We start from the raw sequence: 24,173 nt of genomic DNA, 5'->3' as shown, positions 1-24,173 counted from the left end.
CTGGGGGGCCGGGGCATGTGGTGTGTCATGAGATCGGGTCCCTTCCCGTCGGCGGACGCCGTGGCGTCTGCCGACGGATTGAGCATGTGGACGGGCGGGGGCCTCAGGCTCAGGGCGCCTTGTAGCCGTTGTTGGAGACGATGTCGGCGTCGATGTCCTTGACCGCCTGGTCGAGGGTGGTCTTGACGTCCGCCCCCGAGACGATGTCGCGCGCCGCCTTGTCGAAGATCGAGGAGATCACCTTGTATCCGGGGGTTGCCGGGCGCAGCAGGGCGTACTGCTTACCGATCTCGTAGACCTTCTCGAGCGGCTTGCCCTCGCCGTAGTAATTGGTCTTGGGCGTGGCGGACTCGACCGAGGGGAAGTTGCCGATGGCGTTGGAGTACTTCACGAGGTACTCGTCCTGCATGAGGAGCTCGATGAACTTGTTGGCGGCCTCGGGGTTGGAGGAGGTTGAGGACACGCCCCACTGCCACGAGCCACCGCCGACGTGCGCTCCCTCGCCGAAGTCCACGGGCGGCAGAATGAGGACCTCGTCCTGGCCGAACGCCTCCTGGGACTGCAGGACCTTCCAGCCGCCGGCGTAGTAGAGCGGCACCCGTCCCTGCAGGAAGTCCTGGCCGTCGGTGCTGGGGGTCTGGGAGGCATAGCCCTTGGCGAAGCAGGACTGGAACCATGTGCCCCAGGCGATCGCCTTGTCGTTGTTGAGGAACCCGTCGGCCGTGGCGAAGGTCTCCCGGTCGATGAGGTCCCCGCCGAAGGACTGAAGCATCGGGGCGTAGCCGTAGGGCCACCACTCGGCGCCGTCGGCGTTGGAGAAGTCGATGGCGACGTCGTACTCCTCCAGGGCACTGAGCTTGGCCAGGGCGTCGTCGAACTCCTGACCCGTCCACGGCTTGTCAATCGTGGGGATCGGGATCCCAGCGGCGTCGAAGGCCGACTTGCGTCCGAGAAAGCACAGGGAGGTGTCGTAGGGGCCGACGGAGTAGAGCGTGTCGTTCCAGTAGCCCTTGGCGGAGTCGATGATCGCGTTCTCCAGCTCCGCAGAGATGTTCAGTGGCGCGAGGTAGCCGGCCCAGGCCCAGTTGGGCATGATCGGGCCGTCGAGGTCAAGGATGTCGGGCAGGTCTCCACTGACGGCCGCGGCGGCGATGGCGTCGTTGTACGACTCCTGGGGGAAGTCCTTGAGCGTGACGGGGGTGTCGGGGTTCGCCTGGTTGAAGGCGTCGACCGCCTCCTTGACGACCCCGAGCTCCTCGGTGTTGCCTCCGTTGTGGGTCCACAGCGTGATGCCGCCGCTGCTGGAGCCACCGGAGCCGGACCCGGCCTGTGAGGAGCAGGCGGCGAGCGTGGCGGCGACGGCGGCGCCGGCGCTGATGCCGATGAAGGTGCGTCGGTTGATGAGCATGGGGTACTCCTTGATGTGTCGTGCGCCGGACCATGGGGGCCCGGGCATGGCGGGTTCCGTCCCTGCTGGGACGGAGGTCTGGGGCGTCTGCAGGGCGTGAACTGGGCGTGAACTGGGCATCAAAAGGGCGTCACAAGGGCGTCAATGACCGCCGAGCCGTTGGGGGCAGCCGGTCGGGTCGCGTGTGGGTTGGTGGGAGGCGCTTGTGAGAAGCGGCGGGTCTAGCCCGGGGGCGGCGCGGTCGAGGCGCGTCTGACCAGGCGGCATGGGACCCGTGTGATGCCGGCGTGCAGGGAGCCGGGGCCCGAGGTGATGATGGCTTTGGTGAGCCAGTCCGCCATCTCGTAGTGGGGCAGCCTCATCGTGGTCAGGCCCGGGTCGAGGTTGGTCGAGATGAGGGTGAGGTCGTCGAAGCCGACGACGGACAGGTCCCGGGGGATCTGGATGCCGGCGCGGTGCGCCTGGCGGTAGACCCCCGCGGCCATGCCGTCGTTGTAGCAGAAGACCGCGGTGGGGCGAGGGTTCAGGGCCAGCAGCCTGCGTGCGGAGACATCGGTCTGCTCGGGACTGTTGCCGCCGTAGATGACGAGGGTCTCGTCGTAGCGGATCGCGTGGGCGGCCAGCGCCTGTCGATAGCCGCGAAGGCGCAGGCCGACGGCGACGGCCCCCGAGGTGTCGGTGATGTGGGCGATGCGGGTGTGTCCGAGGCCGATGAGGTGCTCGGTGGCCTCACGCGCGGCTCGGGACTCGTCGGGCACGACTGACGGCACTCCCGACCGGTTGGCGTAGCCGTTGAGGACGACGACGTCATCCAGGTCCGGGGGCACATCGACCCGGCGGTGGTACATCGCGGCCCGGATGATGCGATCCACCTTGCGCGAGAGCATCTCCTCGACGGCCTTCCTCGCCTGACGCGAGTCGTGGCCCGCGTCGGTGAGCAGGACGGACCATCCGTGCTCCGCTGAGGCGGTGAGGATCGCCTTGATCATCTCGACGGCGTAGGGGGTGGACAGGACGTCCTCGGCGACGACGCCGATGGAAGCGGTACGTCCGCTGCGCATCCCCGCTGCGAGGGCGTTGCGGACGTAGCCAAGTTCGGCGGCGGCCTCGGTCACGCGCTGGGCGGTGGGGCGCGAGACCCTGCCCGAGTCCTTTCCCGACAGGACCAGGGAGGCGGTGGCGATGGACACGCCTGCGTGCTGCGCTACCTGTGCCAGGTTGGTCACCGTCGTCTCCTCCCACATCGTTGTGACAGAGCTGCTGTGCGGCTGGACACCTTCAGTGTGGTTGGGGACAACACCGACGTCAATCGTTTAACGTCTGTTAACTACTTCGCTCTGTCAGCCATGGTGAAGCACACCGCCGACTGAGCGAGAGCCTCACAGGCTCCTGGGGCTGCGCAGCCAGGGCGCACCGCTCTCACGCAGTCCCCGCCACCCCCGGGCCCGCGCACGGTCCGCCGCGAGGACCCCGACCACGGTCGCCGGGTTGTGCAGGCTCCCGCTGAGCACGGCCTCGACCACGTCATTCAGACGGAACCATGTGGGCACGAACTCGGCCTCCTCCCCCTCACGCCGGGTGCGCCGCTCAGGCGGCAGGATGCTCAAGCCGCGGGCCAGGAAGCACCGGATGCCCTCGGTGGTGAAGCCCGGGGAGGCGTAGTAGTCGGCGAGCACCTGCCAGTGCTGCGCCTCGTGGTCGGTCTCCTCCGCCAGCTCGCGCCGGGCAGCCGCCACCGGCTCCTCCCCCTCGACGTCGAGCAGCCCGGCGGGGATCTCCCACAGCTGCGCGCGCACCGGGTGGCGGTACTGGCGCACCATGAGGATCTCGGCCGCGCCGTCCTCCTGGGAGGACTCCTCCTTCTCGCGCAGAGCGACGATCGTGACAGCGTCATGGTGCAGGACCGTCTGGCGCCGCACGGGCGCCTGATCGGGGGCCAGGTGCACGAGCTCATCGTCAACCGCGCAGATCGGCCCACTCCACTGCCTCACGGTCTCGGACACCGGACGCGCCTCGCGCCCATCGGCCAGCTGCCCGGCGACGCCGGTCGGGTACCCGCTCATACGTCCTCCTCGGCCCCGGGCGCCTCATGCTGGGGCGCTGCAGACTCGTCGGTCGCACGCCCGGCGCCGAGTCTACGATCCCGCGGACGCGCCCCAGCGCCCCGCAGGACCCCTTCGAGCTGGGCGGCAAGCGCCTGCTCACCGGGCAACGAGGCCGCGGCCCTGCGAGCGGCCTGGCGCGCCTGGGCCAGGGCCTCGGCGTCGGTCAGAAGGTGGCTGATGGCCTCGGCCACAGCCTCGGCGTCGGGCTCGACGAGCACCGCTCCCCCACCCGCAGTCAGTGCCGTGCCTCCGACGTCGGTGGCGACGACGGCGGCCCCCGCGCGCAACGCCTCCTGGATGGTGAGGGGCTGGCCCTCCCACTGGCTGGTCTGCACAACGACATCCGCCGCCGACATGAGCACGGCGACATCCTCGCGGCGCCCGAGCAGGAGCACGGGCAGTCCTTCTGCGGCGATCCGCCCGGCCAGGGCAGGCTCGAGGGGGCCCGCGCCCGCCACAGACCACACGAGCCGGCCCAGGGAGGCGGGAAGGCGCTGGGCGAGCAGGGCCGCGGCGTCCAGGAGCGTGTCGAGCCCCTTCTGGGGTGCGAGCCGAGCCACGGTGAGAACCTTGAGACGGGCGCCGTGCCAGGCGGACTCGATGGAGGAGGCAGCGGGCGCCCCAGCCTCACGACGTCGGTCAGGGGCGGGGATGATCGCGATCTCCACCTCCCGCGCGCCCCGCCCACGCACGCTCTCGGCAAGGTCGGGGCTGACGGCGAGCACGACGTCGGCCCGAGCGGCCACCAGCGCCTCCAAGCGCTCCCCGATAGCGGTGGTGAGCCGTCCCCCGACGGGCCGGTTGTGCAGGGTGACGACAAGGCGACGGCGACGGCGAGGTCCCAGGGCGAGGGCCGCCAGGGCACCGGCACGCAGGCCGTGGGCGTGGACGGCGTCGGCGTGCCGCGCGAGGTAGGCGATGCGGCTGATGAGGGCGGCATCCCCGGGCCCGGGCCGTGGTCCGAGCCTGAGCTCCCGTGAGCGCGCTCCGCCCAGGTCCACGCCGGTGGTCACCGCCGTCGGGGCGGCGACGAGGACGTCGTGCCCGCCCTCGCTCAGCAGACGGGCGCACTCCGCCAGGTGGGTGCGCACACCCCCGGCGGCGGAGCCGGCCAGCTCCAGCACCCGCAGCTGCTCGGCAGGCGTGTCATGGACGGTGTTGCTCATCCGTTCTCCTGGCTCAGTGTCGTCAGGGGATGGGAGCCGTGCGCCCGCAGCACCGGCAGCAGGTTCCGGTCCACGGCGACGACGGCACCGAGCGTCGTCGTGGCGACGAGGGTCGCTGCGAGCAGCGCGAGGACGAGTGCCCAGGCGGTGCTCTGCGTCCTGTCCACGAGTATGCGGCAGGCCAGGCCACCGGCAGCGGCAACGGGCAGCGAGAGGGCCAAGGCCCTGAGCACGGGCCGCAGGACGGCGGGGCTCAGGGCGTGGGCCAATGCGCCGAGCAGCGCGGCCCCCGCCATGCACATGCCGACGCTCAGAGCGATCGACAGGGCCAGGAGGGTGGCGGCGCCGTCACCGCCGTCGGGTGCCGCCAGGCGGACGGCGAGTACCGAGACTCCGGTGACGGCCAGCCACCCCGCGCTCGCTGCGAGGGCTGCGCCCCGGGCACGGTCCGCTGCGAACAGGACGCGGGTGACCTGGTGGATGAGCGCGTAGCCGACCAGGGCCGGGGCGAGGGCCGCCAGCGCTCCGGACATGCCGTTGACGTCGGTGAGCAGGCCGAAGAACCGCTCGGCGGCGGGGCTGACGGCCAGCAGCGCGCCCGCACCCGCGGTGGACACCGCGACCACCAGCGCGGTGGAGGCGCCGGCCAGTGACCGTGCCGTAGCGGAGGCCGCCCCGGTGCCGCCCAAGGCAGCGGACAGGCGTGGGTACAGGACGGTGGCGACGGGGACGACGAGCACGGCGTGGGGCAGGAGGTAGACGGCCTGGGTGTACTGGTAGACGGCGACCGTGCCCGCCTCGCCACCGGCACGCGCCAGAGCCAGGACGACGAGGACGCTCAGCTGCTGCGTCAGGAGCGTGACCAGGCCCGCGCCCCCCAGCTGCAGGATCCGCCGCAGGACCCCCGTCTCCAGACGCAGGCTGGGCCGCAGGGTCAGACCCAGCCTGCGAGCGGGCCACAGCAGCGGCAGGCTCAGGGCAGCGACCCCGGCGGTGGTGCCCCAGCCAAGCATGTGCAGGGCGGCAACCCCGGCGCTGTCCTGCCCTGTTGTCATCACCCCGTAGGCGCCGTAGGCGGCCATGACGACGAGGCTGGAGGCGATGGGGGTGAGCGCGGGCCAGGTGAAGCACCCGTGGGCCTGCAGCGCCCCGGTCAGGACGACGCCGACGCCGTAGAGGGGCACTTGGAGTGCAAACATGCGCAGGAAGGCGGCGACGAGCCTGCGCTGGACCTCGGGGTCGGTGCCGGCGGAGACGGGGAAGAGGCTCGCCACAGGGTCTGCGGCCACGGCGAGCAGGAGGCTCAGGGGGACGAGGACCACGAGCACGAGGCCGAGCAGGCTGTTGACGGTGCGGCTCGTCCGCTCGGTCTCGCCCCGGTGGATTCCCGCCGCCAGCAGGGGGACGATCGTGGCCGCCAGGGCGCCGCCGACGACGACCTCGTAGAGCACGTTGGGGACCTGGTTGGCGGTGGCGTAGGCGCCGGCGACGGTGCCGGCGCCGACCGTGGAGGCCTGCACGACCCAGCGCAGGAAACCCAGGGCCCGCGAGGCGAGGGTGAGGCCGGCGACGCCACCCGCGGCGCCGACGAGGCCTCTGCCCGCCCTGCGGTCTGGCCCGGAGGCGGCCGACGCCGGGCCGGTCTCAGCGTGCACGGCGTCCCAGGGTGTCGAGGGCGTTGAGGACGGGGGTGCGGGCGATCACCGTGCTGAAGGAGACCTTCTCGCTGGCGAGCACAAGGCCGGTGCCCAGGCCCGCGGCGAGCACCCGCAGTCCCGCGGCCGGGTGAGCGGCCAGGGCGGTGCCCACGAGGGCGCCCAGAGCGTTGGATCCCACGTCGCCCAGCATCGTGCTCTCCCGCAGGTCCTCGGGGAGGGCGGACACCGAGGTGGCCAGCGCCCCCGTGGCCAGTGCCCGGCAGGCGGCCGCCCCGGGTCCCGGGGCAACGGTCAGGGGCACCGACAGCAGGGCCGCTGCCTTGAGAGCGCGGCCCGGGCGCAGGTCGAGGAGGTTGTGGACGTTGGCCCAGGAGGCGATGACGACGGCACTGGTGACGGCGTCCGTCACCGCACCCGGCGCGCTGGGCGCCGCCGTCGGAACCCGCTCGAAGCGGCGCCATGCGGCCAGCAGGCTCCCGGCGGCGGCCGCCCCGCCTCCGATGACGGCGATCTTGAGCGCCCCTGTGGTCACCCGGCCCCGGCGCAGGGCACCCAGGTGGCCGCGCAGACCCTTGACGGGAGTGCCACCGTCGTGGGCTCCGGCGTCGAGGTCGTCCACCAGCCCGGCCAGAGCGCCGGCCGAGGCGGCAACAGCACCCGCAACCGCGGGCAGCGCCGTGCCGGGACGGGCGGCGTCGTCGAGCACGGCCCCGGCGGTGGGGGCGGACACCGAGCCGAGGGCGACGCCGAGCCCGCCGCGCAGGCTCACGGTGCGGCCGTGGTAGTTCGTGCGCTCCAGGCGCGCACGGGCCCAGTGCGTCCCGCGCAGGGCCCGGCTGCCCAGGAGGGTTGCGGTCGCGGCAGCGAGGGCGACCGGGACCAGCGGCCTGTGAGGGCCGGGGAGCGTTGTGGCTCGGGTGCTCATGGGCTCAGGCGAGGACCGTGCCTACGGGCGCGGCGTCAGCCCTCACCGCCCTCGGCGGGCCGCGTCCGGCCCAGGTCGGTGGAGGCCTGGGCCGCTGCCGGAGTGACGGATGTGGCAACGGCGGGCATCACCATGTCCGCGCCCTCGTCGAAGCCGTAGTGTCCGTGACCCCCGGTGAGAGCCTCGGCCATGGCCAGGGGCACCGACACGGTGGCAGTGGCCTGGCCAACGGAGTCGACGGTGGCAACGGGTGAGGCCGCGGTGCGCAGGGCCGCAACGAGGTCGGTGTCCGCCTCGGCGGAGCCCAGCACGAGCGTCGGCGCGGCGGCGAGACCCACCAGGGCCTGGGTCCACGCGGCGGAGTCCTCGGCGTCGGTCGGGGTGGCGCCGGCCTGCTCATCGGTGGCCTGACTCGCGCGAGGACCGATGACGACGGCGCCGTCCGCCGGAGCGGTGAGCTCGGCGTCAACGGTCATGAGCGGGTCCGCGCCCTGGGCGGAGGCGGTGAGCATGCCGGTAAGGGTCGAGGCGTTCTGGTCGGTCCTGGTCAAGGAGGCGGCCAGGGCCCGCCCGAGGATGGCGTTGGGCTCGGCGGTGGCGGGCACACCGTCCAGGTACCCGGCGACGGAGCCGGAGTAGGTGGAGCGGTAGGTGGCCCGCGAGACCTGCGCCCAGGCACTGGTGAGGCTCACACGGCCGACGACGGTGGCGCCGGCCTGCTCGAGGCTGGCCGAGACGGCGTCGATGTCCTCGCCCAGCGCCCCGGGCAGGATGACGAGGGCGATCTTGCGGCCCTCAAGGGTGCCGGGCAGCAGGGCGTCGGCGGCGGCCAGGATGTACTCGTCGCGCTCGTTGACGGCGCTCATGGTGGCCTCGAGCCGCGCCCGGGTCTCGTTGCGGTCCTCACGCAGGGAGGTGACCTGGTCGTTGAGCGCGGTGCCGAGCGAGTTCTGCAGCGGGCCCGCGCCGAGCACAACGCCGACGGCGAGGGCGAGGAAGACGGAGATGAGCGAGACAAGGTGGTAGCGGAAGTCGATCATGATCTGTGTGCCTGTCGTGGTCCTCGGGTACGTGCAGCGTCTGCTCAAACGGAGGGGCTGTCCGGCGCCAAGCCGATCAGCGAGCGGAGGAAGGTCAGGAGCTCGTCCCACACCGCACCGGACAGGCCGAGGAAGGTCTGGCCGGCCGGCGTGAAGGAGAGGGCGACGAAGAGGGCGATAAGCCCGGACAGTGCCAGCAGCAGCAGCTGCCAGCCGGAGATGCGGGTGCGGTACAGACGCGAAACGCCCTTGGCGTCGATGAGGCGCCCGCCGACCTTGAGCCGGGTGAGGAAGGTGGAGGACATGCCCGCGCGTCCCTTGTCCAGGAACTCCAGCAGGGTCGCATGCGTGCCCACGGCGACGATGAGCTCGGCCCCGGCGGCGTCGGCCAGGAGCATGGCGATGTCCTCGCTCGTGCCCGTGGCGGCGAAGACAAGGTGTTCCACCCCCAGCTCCTCGACGCGCGTGAGCCCGGGGGCGTGTCCGTCGCGGTAGGCGTGGACGATGACCTCGGCGCCGCAGCGCAGCGCCTTGTCCGAGACCGAGTCCATGTCGCCGACGATCATGTGGGGCGTGAAGCCGGCCTCGAGGACGGCGTCCGCACCGCCGTCGACGCCGATAATGACGGGCTTGTACTCGCGGATGTAAGGCCGTAGGGCCGCCAGGTCCTCCTTGTAGGAGTAGCCGCGCACGACGACCAGGACGTGGCGTCCGCTCATGGGGGTGCGCACGTCCGGCATGCCGACGCCGTTGAGCAGCAGGTCCCTCTCGCCGCGCATGTACTCCATGGTGTTGGCGGCGAAGGCCTCGAGCTGGACGGCCAGTCCCTCCTTGGCCGCCTCCATGGCGTCGGCGACGCTCTCGGCGGTCTGGACGGTGCCCTGGGCCAGGACCTCGTCAGAGCCGCGCAGGCGGACGGTGCCGCGGGACTCGCCGTCGTTGAGGTCGATGACGACGCGCTGACCCTCGCGCAGGCGCATGACGTCGGGGCCGAGGTCGTCAACGAGGGGGATGCCTGCGTCAACGACGATGCCGGGCCCGAGGTTGGGGTAGCGGCCGGAGACGGAGGGCGCAGCGTTGAGGACGGCGGCGGGCCCGGCCTCGACCAGGGCCTCGGCGGCGACACGGTCGAGGTCGGTGTGGTCGATAACGGCGACGTCACCGGCCTGGAGCCTCTTGGTCAGGTTCTTGGTGCGCGCGTCCACCCGGACCACGCCGCTGGGGCGCGCGGGATCTGACGCCGTCTGCCTGCGGAACGGGTTTCTCACGTCTGGGATTGTGCCACGCGTGCCTCGTCCAGCAGCTCAGCGGCGTGGCGCAGGGCAGCGTCGGAGTCCTCGTGCCCGGAGAGCATGCGGGCGAGCTCGCGCACCCTGTCCTCGCCGTGCACATCGAGGACACGAGTGCGGGTGGGGCCCGTAATGACGGGGTCATCTCCGGATGCGTCGTCGTCGCGCCCCTCGGCCGTCTGCTCCTTGTGGACGACGAGCTGGGTATCGGCCCATGCGGCGACCTGGGCCAGGTGGGTGACGACCACCACCTGGTAGCTGCGGGCGAGACGGGCCAGGCGGCGCCCGATCTCGCGCGCAGCACGTCCCCCGACCCCGGCATCGATCTCGTCGAAGACGAGGGTGCGCTGATGCCCGAACCGGCCGGAGAGACCGGGCGAGTCCTGGGTGGCGCGCGAGGTCTCGGCGAGCACCACCTCAAGGGCGAGCATGATGCGGCTGAGCTCACCGCCGGAGGCGCCCTTGCCCAGTGGAAGGGCCGGAGCACCGGGGTGCGCGGCCAGGAGCAGGGTGACGCTCTCGGCGCCGGTGGGGCCCGGCTCGTCCAGGGCCTCAAGCGCAACGATGAGGCGCGCCCCCTTCATCTGCAGGCCCTCGAGCTCGGCGGTGACCGCCTCCTCGAGGAGCCCGGCCAACGCGGTGCGGGCAGCCGTCAGCTCGCGGGCAAGACCACCCAGCTCGTCGCGGGCGGCGTCACGCCGGGCGGTGAGCACGGCGGAGGTGTCCGCGGGCCCGTCGATCCGTGCCAGGCGCTCGGCGGCACGCTCACAGAAGGTGAGGAGGGCGTCAACGTCGTCGATCTGCTCCTCGGGGCCACCAACCTCCTTGATCAGCCGGGCGAGCTCACCACGACGGTCCTGGACCCAGGCCAGGCGGGCCGGGTCGGCGTCGAGGGAGGCGAGGTACTCCCCCAGGTCGGAGGCGGTGTCGGCGGCCAGGACGGACAGCTGCCGGGTGCGCCCGGCCAGCTCGGCCAGCACAGGGTCGACGTCGGCGACGGGGGCCAGGGCCCGCTCGGCGTGGGCGATGAGGGCGAGGACGTCGGGGGCCTCCCCGGGAAGGTCCTCGTCGCCGGCCAGCGCGGTGCGGGCAGACCCGGCGGCCAGGCGCAGGTCCTCGGCGTGGTCCAGGCGATCGGCCTCGAGGGTGAGGGCGGCATCCTCCCCGGGCTGGGGGGCCACCGCCTCGACAGCCTCGAGCCACTGGCGCAGGCGCGCGGCCTCAGCGGCCCGGTCCTCGGCGTCGGCCTGCCAGTCGGCGAGCTCCCGCTCGCAGCGCTGGAGAGTGCGGTAGGCCTCGGCGTAGCGCCGGCACAGGGCGGTGTGCTCACTGCCGCCGAGGGAGTCGAGGGCGGCGCGCTGGGCGGAGGCGGAGCGCAGGCGCAGCTGGTCGGACTGGCCGTGGACGCTCACCAGGTGCGCCCCGACCTCGGTCAGGACGCCGGAGGGTACGGAGCGCCCGCCGAGGTGCGCGCGCGAGCGCCCGGCGGCGGGGACGGTGCGCGAGGCGATGAGGAGGTCGTCGTCGAGCTCAGCGCCGGCGTCGAGGGCACGCTGGGCGGCGCGCGAGTCCGGGTCGAGGACGAAGGTGCCCTCGACGAGGGCGCGCTCGGTGCCCGTGCGCACGATGGTGTTCTCGGCCCGCTGGCCCAGCAGCAGCCCCAGGGAGGTCAGCACCATGGTTTTGCCCGCGCCGGTCTCGCCGGTCAGGGCGGTCAGGCCCGGGCTCAGACGCAGCTCGGCCCGCTCGATGACGCCGAGGTCCTCGATGTGCAGGGACTCGATCACGAGGTGCCGTCCTGGCTGGTGGGGGCGGCGCCCGTCGTCTCGCGCCAGCCGGCAACGGGCAGGGAGAACTTGCGCACGAGGCGCTCGGAGAAGGGGGCGTCGTTGAGCCTGGCCAGGCGCACGTTGCGCTCGCCGCGGCGCACCCGGATGACGCTGTGGGGCGGCACCGGCAGCATCCGGCGCCCGTCGCACCAGATCTCCGCCTGCTGCAGCCCGGTCTCGCGCACCCGTACCTCGAGGCAGGAGCGGGGCCCGACGACGAGGGGGCGGGTGAACAGGGCGTGGGCGGCGATGGGCACGAGCAGCAGGGCCTCGACCTCGGGCCAGATGACGGGGCCGCCGGCGGAGAAGGCGTAGGCGGTGGAGCCGGTGGGGGTGGCGAAGAGCAGGCCGTCGCAGCCGAAGGAGGAGACGGCCTGGCCGTCGACACCGGCGGCGATCTCCAGCATGCGCGCGCGGTCGCGCTTCTCCAGGGCGGCCTCGTTGAGTGCCCAGCCCCGGGTGACCGTGCCGTTGGGGGTCTCAACCTCGACCTCAATGGTCATGCGCTCGTCGACGGTGTAGCGGCCGGCGACGAGGTCTGTGACGACCTGCTCGACGGCGTCGGGGTCCGCCTCCGCCAGGAAGCCGACGTGCCCGGTGTTGATGCCGACCAGGGGGACGTCGAGGTCGCGGGCGATCTCGCAGGCGCGCAGGATCGTGCCGTCACCGCCAAGGACGAGGACGAGGTCGGCACCGCCGTCCCCGGGGGCGACGGGCTGGACGCCATGGGAGCGCAGAGCCCGGCGCACCCGCTCTCCGACCAGGGCGGTGGAGCCGGTGCGGCGTGAGGCGGGCACCGGCTGGTCGTTGTGCTCGCGCTGAAGGACGAGCACGCGGCGCGGGGTCGGTGTGGCGCTCACGGGTTCCTCCTGTCGCGGTAACGGCGGACGGCGTCCCCGGCGGGTCCCCGCTCCATGGCGCTGCGGACCTCGGCTGTGAGGGCCTCGCCGGTGAGGTCGCCGTCGAGGCGCCCGGCGTGCATGGAGATGAAGTACTCGACGTTGCCCGCGGGGCCGGGCAGCGGGGAGGCGACGACGGCCTCGACACCCAGTGAGAGATCATGGGCGGCCTGCGCGACAGCGAGGACGGTCTCGACGTGCAGCTCCGGGTCGCGCACCACTCCCCCGTGGCCCAAGCGCTCCTTGCCGACCTCGAACTGAGGCTTGACCATGAGCAGCAGGTCGGCGTCGTCGGCCGCGGCGGCCACGAGGGCGGGCAGGACGAGGGTGAGGGAGATGAAGGACAGATCGCCGACGACGAGCCCCGGCGCGGGCGCGACGGCCGCCGGGTCGAGGGTGCGGACGTTGGTGCGGTCCAGGGCGGTGACGCGCGGGTCCGACTGCAGGGACCAGGCGAGCTGTCCGTAGCCGACGTCGACGGCGACGACGTGGGCGGCGCCGCGGCGCAGGAGCACGTCGGTGAAACCGCCGGTGGAGGCTCCGGCGTCAAGGCACCGGCGGCCTTCGACGCGCGGGGCGATGCCGCGCGCGTCCAGGGCGTCGAGGGCGCCGGCGAGCTTGTGGGCGCCGCGTGAGACGTAGTCGTCACCGGTGGGGGTGATGACCTCAATGGCCTGGGCGGGGTCGACCTGCCGGGCGGGCTTGGTGACGAGAACGCCGTCGAGGCTGACGTGGCCGTCGGTGACCATCTGCGCCGCCTGCGTGCGTGAGCGCGCCAGACCGCGGCGCACGAGCTCGGAGTCGATGCGGATGAGCCTGGCCATGTCAGTCCTCCGCTCCGCGCAGGACGGCGGTGAGGTCCTCGTGGACGGAGGCGAGGCCGACGGCCCGCTCCTCAAGGGGCAGGTCGCTGATCTCGGCGAGCCGCTGCTTCAGGCGCTCGCCCGCCTGCTCGAGCCGGGCGGCGGTGGCCCGCGCGTCCACTGAACGTGGCGGGGCAGGGACGGGACGAGGTGCTTCGGCAGGTGGAGCCGGTCGGGGGTCCGACGTCGGGGGTGTCATGGCCGATCGTCCTCGTGTGTCACGGTGATCTCGGGGACCGTGATCACGGCGGAGGAGCCTGTGGCGCGGGCGGTGTCCTGGTGCTCCCAGGCGGCGCTGATGAGGGCGCGGTAGGCGTCGAGACCGAGGGCGGCGCTGGCACCGGTCAGGGGGGTGCCGTCGACTTCGAGGCTGCCGTCCTCGGTCACGCGGGCGGTGGAGGAGGCGCAGTGCCAGGTGCCCTGGGCGTCCCGGGTGGGCTGCGGGTGAGGCTCGAGAAGGCCGCGCAGGTCGGTGTGGACGTAGGAGGGGCGCTCGGCGGGGTCGGCGAGGATGACGTCGCGGGCGGAGCTGACTCCGGTGAGCACGTGCATGCCGGGGATGGCGCTGGCGCGGGCTCCGGTGAGGTCCGTGTTGAGGCGGTCGCCGACGGCGAGGGGCCGGGTTCCGCCCGAGCGCCTGAGGGCACGCTGGTAGATGCCGGGGTGGGGCTTGCCCGCGGCCAGGTAGTCCTTGCCGGTGGCGTTGGCGACGGCCTTGACGAGGCTGCCGTTGCCCAGGGCGAAGCCGCGCTCGGTGGGCAGGGTCGCGTCGGTGTTGGTGGCGACGTGCAGCGCTCCGGCGATGATGGCGTAGCAGCCTTCGGAGAGCATGGCCCAGTCCACGGCCGGGTCCCAGCCCTGGACGACGGCGGCGGGCGCGTCAGTGGCGGAGTCGACGACGACGAAGCCCGTGTCGGTCAGTGCCTGGCGCACGCCCTCACCGCCGACGACGAGGACCTTGGCGCCGGGCTCCAGGTGCTCGTGCAGGAGTGCGGCGGCGTCCATGGCGGCGGAGAAGACCTCGGTGGCCTTGGCCTGGATGCGGTTGCGTGCGAGCTTGTCGACGACCGTCTGCGGGGCGCGGGAGGCGTTGTTGGTGACGAAGGTGAGCCGCATGCCTGCGGCGCGTGCCCCGTTGACCGAGTCGGCGGCGTGGGGGACCTCGGCCTCGCCCGCGAAGCAGACGCCGTCGAGGTCGAGCAGGGCGCAGTCGTAGGCCTGCGCGAGGGGCTGTGCGGAGCCCAGCAGGACGGCCGGTCCGTTGGGGGTGCTGGGGGACTTCACGCCGGTCATCGGGTCAGTCCTCGTCGTGCGGGAGGTCGGCGCGCGCCTGGGAGCCTGAAGCCTCGGCGTCGGGGCCGTCCTCGCCGAGCAGCTCGGCCATTTCGGCCTCGACGCGCTCGGCGAAGGAGCCTGTCCAGCTCTCGTCCTCATCGTCGGAGACCTCGTCGTCGGAGACCTGCTCGCTCAGGACGGGGGCGTCCTCGTCTGAGGGTGCGTCGGCCTGCCCGGTGTCCTCAGACTCCGGGATTTGGGCAGGGACCTCGTCCTCGGCCTCGTCCTCGATGTCGTAGACGGCCACGTCCTCCGGCTCGGCCTCGGGGCCCTTGCCGATGCGCTCGCGCACCGCTCGTGCCTCCTCGACGCGCCCGAGCTCCTCGAGCCGGTCGGCGCGCACGGAGTGGAGGCGGCGGAGAGTCTCGCGGTCTCCGCGGAACATCATGATGGCTTCCTCGATGACGACGAGGCCGAGCTCAGTCTCACCCATCTCGTGCCTGACGCCCGAGACGACCATGGCGATCTCGGCTTCCTCGGTGTCGTCGAGCTGACGGGGGTCTGCCTCTGTTGCGGCCTTGAGGGCCCGGCCGAGGTGGCCGAGGGCGCGCTCGCAGTCGGCCTCGATGGCCCGGTGAAGGTCGAGACCGGAGAGGCGACGCGCAGCGCGGATGTCGCGCAGTGCCTCAACGTAGTGGCCGGAGAGGTAGGCCGCGATCCCGGCGGACTCGCGGACGACGGCGATGCGTCCCGCATGGGAGGCGGCGTAACGGGCGTGCTGGTAGGCGAGCTCAGGGTCAGTGTCGAGCAGTCGCTGCACCATGACAAGGTGACGGGCGACGTTCTCAGCGTTGGCGCGTCCGAGCGCGCGCAGCTCGCGCCGTGCCGAGGGGTCGAGGTCCTGGGGAACAACGTCGTCGGGGATCCGGGGCTCGGGAACGCGATGGCGCTGGGGAGGACGGGAGTCACGGCGGTCGTCGCGGCTGAAGCGACCTGCGCGCGGCCCACCCTTGCGGTCGTCGCGTCGGCCGTAGGAGCGGCGCTCGCCATCACCGAAGGAGCGACGCTGCCCACCATCGCGGTCACCGTAGGAGCGGCGCTCGCCATCACCGAAGGAGCGACGCTGCCCACCATCGCGGCCGCCGTAGGAGCGACGCTCACCATTGCCGTAGGAACGTCCCCGTCCAGAGTCGCTGGAACGACGGGGGGTAAAACCGTGGCGGTCTCCGTTCCCGTTCTGCCTCGGTCGACGGGAGCCCTGTCCCCTGTCGTCAGCCATACTCATCTCTCATTCACGTGTGTGGTGCCCTCAACAGGCGTCTAGCAACAGAGTAGCGACCTCGTGAGGCCGTCTGTTGGTGGGGCCGGTCACGTGGTGTGTGTGCATGTGGCCTGGAGTTTCTTGGTGTGGTCTCGAAGGTGCGGCAGCTCGAAGGTGGGGCAGATGGTCGTGTTTTTGGGAGCCGGGGGTTGGTGGGGCCGGGGGCTGGGGTGGGGGTTGGTGGGTGTTGGGTGGTGTGTGTCCGGGGGCTTGTGTGGGTGTGTGTCGCGCGGGCCGCCCTGCCACCGTTCCCCTGGGTGTGTGGGGGGTGGTGGCAGGGCGGCGTGTGTGGTGTGTGTCCGGCGGTGTCCTGCTCTCCCGCACCCTGGCGGGTGCAGTACCATCGGCGCTGGGGGTCTTAGCTTCCGGGTTCGGTATGGGGCCGGGCGTGGCTCCCCCGCTGTGACCACCGGGACGTGTGTGGGGTTGTGTGCCGCACCCTGGCGCGCCGGCCTGGCGCCGGGCTGCCCCTCCTGGTGCGCGCAGGGTGTGTGTGGGTGTGTGTGGGGTGGGTTGGTCCTGAGACCGTACAGTGGACGCGGGCTCTGGTGCCCTGGTTGCGGTCCCCCCTCTCGAAGTGTGTTGGGGGGTGTGTGTTGTTTGTGTCGGCCTGTTAGTACCGGTCGGCTTGCAGGTCCTTGCGGGCCTTCCACGTCCGGCCTATCGACCCAGTGGTCTGCTGGGGGCCTTCCAACCACCCCCGGGGGGGGTGGTTGTGGATACCTTGTCTTGAGGGTGGTTTCCCGCTTAGATGCTTTCAGCGGTTACCCGTGCCGAACGTGGCCAACCAGCCGTGCCCCGGGCGGGACAACTGGCACACCAGAGGTTCGTCCGTCCCGGTCCTCTCGTACTGGGGACAGGTCCTCTCAAGTATCCTGCGCGCGCAGAGGATAGGGACCGAACTGTCTCACGACGTTCTGAACCCAGCTCGCGTACCGCTTTAATGGGCGAACAGCCCAACCCTTGGGACCTGCTCCAGCCCCAGGATGCGACGAGCCGACATCGAGGTGCCAAACCATGCCGTCGATATGGACTCTTGGGCAGGATCAGCCTGTTATCCCCGGGGTACCTTTTATCCGTTGAGCGACGACCCACCCACTCGGGATCGCCGGATCACTAGTTCCTGCTTTCGCACCTGCCCGACCTGTCGGTCTCGCAGTCAAGCCCCCTTGTGCACTTGCACTCGACACCTGGTTGCCGACCAGGCTGAGGGGACCTTTGAGCGCCTCCGTTACTCTTTAGGAGGCAACCGCCCCAGTTAAACTACCCACCAGGCACTGTCCCTGGCCCGGCTCACGGGCCGAGGTTCAGGCGCACGCCACGGCCAGAGTGGTATCTCAACGACGACTCCACGACCGCTGGCGCGGCCGTCTCGCGGTCTCCCACCTATCCTGCACAAGCCGTGGCGGGCGCCAATACCAAGCTGTAGTAAAGGTCCCGGGGTCTTTCCGTCCTTCTGCGCGTAACGAGCATCTTTACTCGTAGTGCAATTTCGCCGAGCTCATGGTGGAGACAGCGGGGAAGTCGTTACGCCATTCGTGCAGGTCGGAACTTACCCGACAAGGAATTTCGCTACCTTAGGATGGTTATAGTTACCACCGCCGTTTACTGGGGCTTGAACTCGCCGCTTCACCCCTGGGGGTTGACGGCTCCTCTTGACCTTCCAGCACCGGGCAGGCGTCAGTCCGTATACATCGCCTTGCGGCTTCGCACGGACCTGTGTTTTTGATAAACAGTCGCTCCCCCCTGGTCTCTGCGGCCCTCACCCCCAGCCCGCTGCGGGGCCTCAGGGCTCGGGCCCCCCTTCTCCCGAAGTTACGGGGGCATTTTGCCGAGTTCCTTCACCATGATTCTCTCGTGCGCCTAGGCATGCTCTGCCCGACCACCTGTGTCGGTTTAGGGTACGGGCGGCTGGCACCATCGCGTCGAGGCTTTTCTCGGCACCCCAGGATCACCCTGCTTCCCAGCACAACCGTGCCGGTCACCATCACGCCTCACCCTCGTCATCAAAGACAGCCGCCCGGATTTGCCTGGGCGGCGGGCCGCGCGCTTGGACGGGCCAAGCCATCAGGCCCGCGGAGGCTACCACTGTGCGTCACCCCTGTTAACACGCTTGCCTACCTGCACGGAGGGTCCCCAGACCCCGGCCCACCACCACCACCAGCCGGCCGAGGCCGGACCCGGTGGCAGCAATAACGTGGGACCCGGGGCGTGGGTCAGCACCCGCGCGTCAGCATGGGCGGTGCTTCGCCGGTACGGGAATATCAACCCGTCGTCCATCGACTACGCCTGTCGGCCTCGCCTTAGGTCCCGACTCACCCAGGGCGGACTAGCCTGGCCCTGGAACCCTTGGTCATTCGGCGCTAGGGCTTCCCACCCTAGTATCGCTACTCATGCCTGCATTCTCACTCCCGCACCGTCCACCCCTGGGTCACCCCGGGGCTTCACCCGGTGCAGGACGCTCCCCTACCACCCACCACCCCTGACAACCACCCCCAAGGAGGGGGGCCGGTCGTGGGGACCGTGTGGCAGGCCCGCGGCTTCGGCGGTGCGCTTGAGCCCCGCTACATTGTCGGCGCACGACCACTTGACCAGTGAGCTATTACGCACTCTTTCAAGGATGGCTGCTTCTAAGCCAACCTCCTGGTTGTCCACGCGGCCGCACATCCTTTCCCACTTAGCACACGCTTAGGGGCCTTAGCCGACGGTCTGGGCTGTTTCCCTCTCGACCACGGAGCTTATCCCCCGCGGTCTCACTGCCCCGCTCCCACCCGACCGGCATTCGGAGTTTGGCTGACGTCAGTAACCCTGTGGGGCCCATCAGCCACCCAGTAGCTCTACCTCCGGCGGGAAGCACGGGACGCTGCACCTAAATGCATTTCGGGGAGAACCAGCTATCACGGAGTTTGATTGGCCTTTCACCCCTACCCACAGCTCATCCCCCCAGTTTTCAACCTAGGTGGGTCCGGTCCTCCACACGCTCTTACACGCGCCTCAACCTGGCCATGGGTAGATCACCCCGCTTCGGGTCTAGACCGCGCCACTACAAACGCCCTGTTCGGACTCGCTCTCGCTACGGCTCCCCCAGGCGGGTTAACCTCGCGACACGGCACTAACTCGCAGGCTCATTCTTCAATAGGCACGCCATCACCCCCCCCCACCCCCCGGCAAAGGGAGGCCAGCAAGGGCTCTGACGGCTTGCAAGCGCCCGGTTTCAGGTACTGTTTCACTCCCCTCCCGGGGTACTTTTCACCATTCCCTCACGGTACTCATCCGCTATCGGTCACCAGGAGGTATTCAGGCAGCCAAGTGGTCTTGGCAGATTCACACAGGATTCCACGGGCCCCGTGCTACTCGGGAGCACGCGCACACAGCCGGCACGGTTTCACCTACGGGGCTCTCACCCACTACGGCCCCCCATCCCAGAGGGTTCGGCTACCACACCAGTTTCTCACTGCGCCCAGCACCGGCAGGCACTGGAGACACGCGTCCCACAACCCCGCGGCGGCAACCCCTGCCGGGTGATCACACCACCACGGTTTAACCATCCTCCGCTTTCGCTCGCCACTACTCACGGAATATCTTCTCCTACGGGTACTAAGATGTTTCACTTCCCCGCGTCACCCCCCACACCCTATGAAATTCAGGCGCAGGTGACACGACATAACTCGTGCCGGGTCCCCCCATTCGGACACCCTCGGATCACAGCCCGTCAGCCGGCTCCCCGAGGCTTATCGCAGGCCACCACGTCCTTCATCGGCCCCTGATGCCAAGGCATCCACCGAACGCTCAAAAAAACAAACAAAACACACGCACCCACCACACAAGGCAGCGGGCACGCGTCCACAAAGAACAAAGATGCTCGCGTCCACTATACAGTTCACAACCAACCCACCCACAACCCCCCAAACCACCAACCAGCCCCCCAAGCAACAACAAGGGAGGACCCGGCCAGCAGCCACAGGAGGGCCCGGGCCACCAGGGCGCACTGCCCCAGACCCCGACAGCGTGCCACCCCCACCACAACCCCCCACACCGGGGGGCCGCACGCGGGGCGGCCACCACACCCACCCCGGCCCCCCCCAAGCAAAAAGGGAGGGCGACAGGGCCCGGGCACAGCAGCCGGTCCTCCATGCACACAGCGCTTCCAGCACCCACCAGACCAGCACCCCGCACCACCGGTCGGCAGCACGAGCACCAGCCAGCAGGCCACAGCTCCTTAGAAAGGAGGTGATCCAGCCGCACCTTCCGGTACGGCTACCTTGTTACGACTTCGTCCCAATCACCAGCCCCACCTTCGACCGCTCCCCGTAGGGCCACGGGCTTCGGGTGTCGCCGACTTTCATGACGTGACGGGCGGTGTGTACAAGGCCCGAGAACGTATTCACCGCAGCGTTGCTGATCTGCGATTACTAGCGACTCCAGCTTCACGGTGTCGAGTTGCAGACACCGATCCGAACTGAGACCGGCTTTAAGGGATTCGCCCCGCCTCACGGCATCGCAACCCTCTGTACCGGCCATTGTAGCATGCGTGAAGCCCAAGACATCAGGGGCATGATGATTTGACGTCATCCCCACCTTCCTCCGAGTTCACCCCGGCAGTCTCCCGCGAGTCCCCACCACGACGTGCTGGCAACACGGGACAAGGGTTGCGCTCGTTGCGGGACTTAACCCAACATCTCACGACACGAGCTGACGACAACCATGCACCACCTGTGAGGACGCCCAAAAAAAGGGAGGGCACGTCTCCGCGCCGGCCGCCCACATGTCAAGCCTTGGTAAGGTTCTTCGCGTCGCATCGAATTAATCCGCATGCTCCGCCGCTTGTGCGGGCCCCCGTCAATTCCTTTGAGTTTTAGCCTTGCGGCCGTACTCCCCAGGCGGGGCACTTAATGCGTTAGCTACGGCGCGGAGACCCCGGAAAGAGCCCCCACACCTAGTGCCCAACGTTTACGGCGTGGACTACCAGGGTATCTAATCCTGTTCGCTCCCCACGCTCTCGCTCCTCAGCGTCAGTAACGGCCCAGAGACCCGCCTTCGCCACCGGTGTTCCTCCTGATATCTGCGCATTCCACCGCTACACCAGGAATTCCAGCCTCCCCTGCCGCACTCAAGCCGGCCCGTACCCACCGCAAGCCCCCAGTTAAGCCAGAGGATTTCACGACAGACGCGACCAGCCGCCTACAAGCCCTTTACGCCCAATAATTCCGGACAACGCTCGCGCCCTACGTATTACCGCGGCTGCTGGCACGTAGTTAGCCGGCGCTTCTTAACCCAGCTACCGTCACCACCCCCAAGAAGAAGGCGGCTGCTTCACTGGCGAAAGAGGTTCACAACCCGAAGGCCTCCATCCCTCACGCGGCGTCGCTGCATCAGGCTTGCGCCCATTGTGCAATATTCCCCACTGCTGCCTCCCGCAGGAGTCTGGGCCGTGTCTCAGTCCCAGTGTGGCCGTCCACCCTCTCAGGCCGGCTACCCGTCAAAGCCTTGGTAGGCCATCACCCCACCAACAAGCTGATAGGCCGCGAGCCCATCCCCCACCAAAACCAGCCAAAAGACCAGAATCTTTCCCAACCCACCCATGCGAGCAGGCCAGAATACCCCGTATTAGCCCCACTTTCATGAGGTTATCCAGAAGAAGAGGGCAGGTTACTCACGTGTTACTCACCCGTTCGCCACTCACCACCCACAAACACAAAGCCCGCAGGCAGCCCGTTCGACTTGCATGTGTTAAGCACGCCGCCAGCGTTCGTCCTGAGCCAGGATCAAACTCTCCAAACAAAACAAACACCCAAACACGCACACACGCAACAAGCACGCGCACACGCACCCAGGCAAAAACAAGAGAAAAAACTCTCACCAGGCCCACACCCACACCCACCCCCACAAACACAGAGGCAGGCACAGGCAAAACCAAAAACAAAACAAAGCACACCCACCAAACCCACAACAAAGCAGGCCCAGCAGACACACCCACTATGGCATAAAAAACATGACACACTATCGAGTTCTCAAACAACACACCCACAAGAGCCACGAAGAACCATCCGGCACCCCGCCAGCCCCTCAAGGCGACCCGACCAACATTAGCCGAAGCATTTCCCAAGATCAAGTTAGAAGCCCGTGAGCCCCATCTCAGAACCATCTCCGACTATTGAGTTGACCCGACTCAAGCATCCCCGGACGAACCCGGACCGCTTGGGCCGGAGAGTATGTTATGCGCCCGCACCTGCACGGTCAAGCCGAGGTGCGGTGCGTCCGGTCACAGCGGCCGATCGGGCTCTCGCGCCCGGACTACGACGCCGTCAGCCCGCCACCCTGGCGGCGGCCAGCTGCCTGCGTCCCTTGCGCACGAGCACCACTCCCCCGGCCAGCAGCTGGTCCGCGCGCACCGGGGCGTCCTCGTCCTCTACCTTGACGTTGTTGAGGTAGGCCCCTCCCCCGGCGACGGTTTTTCGGGCGGCACTACGGCCCTTCTCCAGGCCGGTGGCCACGAGTAGGTCGACGATCGTCGACTGGCCCACGCGCAGCTCCGCCGTCGCCAGGTCCGCGGTGGCCGCCAGGACGGTTGCCTCGTCCAGCGCGGCCAGCTCGCCGCGCCCCCACAGCGCCTGCGTCGCCGCCTCGGCGGCCTCGACGGCCTTCTCCCCGTGGACCCAGGCCGTGACCGCGCGGGCCAGGACCTTCTGCGCCTCACGGGCCTTGGGGACCTCCGCCGTCGTACGCTCCAGGCGCTCGATCTCCTCGCGCCCCAGGAAGGTGAAGACCTTGAGGAAGCGCACGACGTCCACGTCGTCGACCTGGAGCCAGAACTGGTAGAAGGCGTAGGGGGAGAGCATGTCCGGGCTCAGCCAGATGGCTCCGCCCTCGGACTTGCCGAACTTCGTGCCGTCGGCCTTGGTGATGAGCGGGTTCGTCATGACGTGGACGGACACGCCCTCGACCTTGCGGATGAGGTCCATGCCGCCGACGATGTTGCCCCACTGGTCATTGCCTCCCAGCTCCAGGGTGCAGCCGTAGCGGCGGTAGAGCTCGAGGTAGTCGTTGGCCTGGAGCACCTGGTAGCTGAACTCGGTGTAGGAGATGCCCTCGTCGGAGGCAAGGCGGCGCGCGACGATGTCCTTGGAGAGCATCGTGCCCAGGCGGAAGTGCTTGCCCAGGTCGCGCAGCAGGTCGATGGCGCTGATCTCGGCGGTCCAGTCGAGGTTGTTGACGATGCGTGCGGGGTTGTCGCCCTCGAAGTCGAGCAGGTGCTCGAGCTGGGCCTGCAGGGACGCCGCCCACCCGGCCACGACGTCCTTGGTGTGGAGCGAGCGCTCGCCCTTGGCCCGGGGGTCGCCGATGAGCCCCGTGGCCCCGCCCACGAGGGCGAGGGGGTGGTGTCCAGCCATCTGCAGGTGGCGCATGACCTTGACCGCCACGAGGTGGCCGTGGTGCAGGGAGGCGGCGGTCGGGTCGAAGCCGGTGTAGAAGGTGATCGGCCCGTCGTCGAGAGCCTTGCGGAGCTCGTCGATGTCGGAGTGCTGGGCGACCAGGCCCCGCCACTGCAGCTCGTCGAGGACGTCGGTCACGATCGTGTCGCCTTCCCGTGGTTGACACCCGAGGGCCCGTGTGGCCCGGGTCCGGGGAGAACGGCCCCGGCGCCGCAAGTCTGCCACGTCCGGCGCCCGTGTCCCTGCGCAGCCTCCGTGTGGTCGGGCCGTGCGCTCGACGCCGTGAGCCGGATCAACCGCCGTCCAGCGCAGGGCCCGCGCCCGGCGCCAGCACGTGAACCCCCATGTCGCGAGCCGAGTCGATGAGACGCTTGTCGTAAGTGAGCAGGGACGTGGCCCCGCACCGGATCGCCGCGGTGAGATGGAGAGCGTCCAAGGAGCGCAAACTGCCTCCACCGACAAGACCCGCCTCCGTGTAGAGGGAACGCGGCATGTCATAGAGCGAGACCCCGTCGAGGAACTCCGTGACGGCCCCCTGAGTGAGACGGCGGTTGCGTGAGGCTGCCCTGCGCAGCTCGGTCTCGAGCAGGAGGGCACTGACAAGATCAGCGTTCTCCTCGTCAATCCTCTGAGCGAGGACCGCCGACTCTGTCTCCTCCACCAGGAGCTTGAGAGCCGCTGAGGTGTCGAGGTACCACGTCATCGCTCGTCACGGATCTCAGCGAGGAGGTCCTCGGTACTCTCCTGGAGTCGCACCCGCCGCAGCTCGGAGAACCTGTGGCGGCTTCCGGCGGGCTTGACGCATCTCAGGTCGCCGTCGGCGGCGATCGGGGAAAGGCGCGCTACTGGGACGCCTCTGCGAGTCACCGTCATCTCCTCGCCGGCCTCCACACGACGAAGCACAACGGCGCTGTCGTTTCGCAGATCTCGCTGACTGATCCGCACTGCTCCCACGAACGGAT

The 24,173-nt window shown here is 69.7% G+C and carries 17 protein-coding genes and 3 rRNA genes; all 20 read right to left on the bottom strand.

The window, feature by feature from the left end; all coding sequences use genetic code 11:
- Positions 1-109: 109 nt before the first annotated feature.
- Positions 110-1,408 (bottom strand): extracellular solute-binding protein, encoded by a 1,299-nt coding sequence (locus ID810_RS05405; protein ID WP_166858760.1) that lies wholly within the window; start codon positions 1,406-1,408, stop codon positions 110-112.
- Between the two features lie 221 nt (positions 1,409-1,629).
- Positions 1,630-2,634: a LacI family DNA-binding transcriptional regulator gene (locus ID810_RS05400; RefSeq protein WP_166858762.1), complete on the bottom strand. Its 1,005-nt coding sequence runs from the start codon at positions 2,632-2,634 to the stop codon at positions 1,630-1,632.
- Positions 2,635-2,787: 153 nt separating this feature from the next.
- Positions 2,788-3,471, bottom strand: a complete 684-nt coding sequence (locus tag ID810_RS05395; RefSeq protein WP_166858764.1) for an NUDIX domain-containing protein — start codon at positions 3,469-3,471, stop codon at positions 2,788-2,790.
- Entirely contained in the window at positions 3,468-4,679 is a 1,212-nt protein-coding gene (locus ID810_RS05390; RefSeq protein WP_166858766.1) for a glycosyltransferase family 4 protein, read from the bottom strand. Before ID810_RS05390 ends, ID810_RS05395 begins: the two co-directional genes overlap by 4 nt.
- Positions 4,676-6,334, bottom strand: a complete 1,659-nt coding sequence (gene murJ, locus ID810_RS05385) for a murein biosynthesis integral membrane protein MurJ (RefSeq protein WP_166858768.1) — start codon at positions 6,332-6,334, stop codon at positions 4,676-4,678. The genes ID810_RS05390 and murJ overlap by 4 nt, the downstream gene beginning before the upstream one ends.
- Positions 6,324-7,262 (bottom strand): hypothetical protein, encoded by a 939-nt coding sequence (locus tag ID810_RS05380; RefSeq protein WP_166858770.1) that lies wholly within the window; start codon positions 7,260-7,262, stop codon positions 6,324-6,326. The genes murJ and ID810_RS05380 overlap by 11 nt, the downstream gene beginning before the upstream one ends.
- Positions 7,263-7,297: 35 nt before the next feature.
- Positions 7,298-8,302 carry a copper transporter gene (locus ID810_RS05375; protein ID WP_166858772.1) on the bottom strand — a complete coding sequence of 335 codons (1,005 nt, stop codon included), beginning with the start codon at positions 8,300-8,302 and terminating at the stop codon, positions 7,298-7,300.
- A gap of 44 nt (positions 8,303-8,346) precedes the next feature.
- Complete coding sequence (gene steA, locus ID810_RS05370; RefSeq protein WP_166858774.1) at positions 8,347-9,570, bottom strand: putative cytokinetic ring protein SteA; 1,224 nt, start codon at positions 9,568-9,570, stop codon at positions 8,347-8,349.
- A complete protein-coding gene (gene recN, locus ID810_RS05365; protein ID WP_166858776.1) occupies positions 9,567-11,378 on the bottom strand; it encodes a DNA repair protein RecN in 1,812 nt (603 codons plus the stop codon). The genes steA and recN overlap by 4 nt, the downstream gene beginning before the upstream one ends.
- On the bottom strand, positions 11,375-12,280 hold the full coding sequence (locus ID810_RS05360; protein WP_188232635.1) for an NAD kinase: 906 nt from the start codon (positions 12,278-12,280) through the stop codon (positions 11,375-11,377). The genes recN and ID810_RS05360 overlap by 4 nt, the downstream gene beginning before the upstream one ends.
- On the bottom strand, positions 12,277-13,143 hold the full coding sequence (locus ID810_RS05355; RefSeq protein ID WP_166858778.1) for a TlyA family RNA methyltransferase: 867 nt from the start codon (positions 13,141-13,143) through the stop codon (positions 12,277-12,279). Before ID810_RS05355 ends, ID810_RS05360 begins: the two co-directional genes overlap by 4 nt.
- A gap of 1 nt (position 13,144) precedes the next feature.
- Positions 13,145-13,303 (bottom strand): hypothetical protein, encoded by a 159-nt coding sequence (locus ID810_RS05350; RefSeq protein WP_235931746.1) that lies wholly within the window; start codon positions 13,301-13,303, stop codon positions 13,145-13,147.
- 74 nt (positions 13,304-13,377) lie between these two features.
- Positions 13,378-14,475: an HAD-IIA family hydrolase gene (locus ID810_RS05345; protein ID WP_166858782.1), complete on the bottom strand. Its 1,098-nt coding sequence runs from the start codon at positions 14,473-14,475 to the stop codon at positions 13,378-13,380.
- 4 nt (positions 14,476-14,479) lie between these two features.
- Positions 14,480-15,280, bottom strand: a complete 801-nt coding sequence (locus ID810_RS12810) for a tetratricopeptide repeat protein (RefSeq protein WP_166858788.1) — start codon at positions 15,278-15,280, stop codon at positions 14,480-14,482.
- Positions 15,281-16,075: 795 nt separating this feature from the next.
- A 5S ribosomal RNA gene (gene rrf / locus ID810_RS05335) occupies positions 16,076-16,192 on the bottom strand.
- Positions 16,193-16,372: 180 nt separating this feature from the next.
- A 23S ribosomal RNA gene (locus ID810_RS05330) occupies positions 16,373-19,583 on the bottom strand.
- Positions 19,584-20,001: 418 nt separating this feature from the next.
- Positions 20,002-21,559: ribosomal RNA gene (locus tag ID810_RS05325) — 16S ribosomal RNA — on the bottom strand.
- Together the 16S, 23S and 5S rRNA genes form the textbook arrangement of a ribosomal RNA operon.
- 524 nt (positions 21,560-22,083) lie before the next feature.
- A complete protein-coding gene (gene tyrS / locus ID810_RS05320; protein WP_166857839.1) occupies positions 22,084-23,349 on the bottom strand; it encodes a tyrosine--tRNA ligase in 1,266 nt (421 codons plus the stop codon).
- 154 nt (positions 23,350-23,503) lie between these two features.
- Entirely contained in the window at positions 23,504-23,914 is a 411-nt protein-coding gene (locus ID810_RS05315) for a type II toxin-antitoxin system VapC family toxin (RefSeq protein ID WP_166857837.1), read from the bottom strand.
- Positions 23,911-24,165 (bottom strand): type II toxin-antitoxin system Phd/YefM family antitoxin, encoded by a 255-nt coding sequence (locus tag ID810_RS12650; protein ID WP_166857835.1) that lies wholly within the window; start codon positions 24,163-24,165, stop codon positions 23,911-23,913. Before ID810_RS12650 ends, ID810_RS05315 begins: the two co-directional genes overlap by 4 nt.
- Between the last annotated feature and the right edge of the window lie 8 nt (positions 24,166-24,173).

The sequence above is a fragment of the Actinomyces respiraculi genome, assembly GCF_014595995.2.
Taxonomy (GTDB): Bacteria; Actinomycetota; Actinomycetes; order Actinomycetales; family Actinomycetaceae; genus Actinomyces; species Actinomyces respiraculi.
The sequence above is the reverse complement of the archived record's forward strand: the minus strand, read 5'-3'. Positions and strand labels throughout refer to the sequence as shown.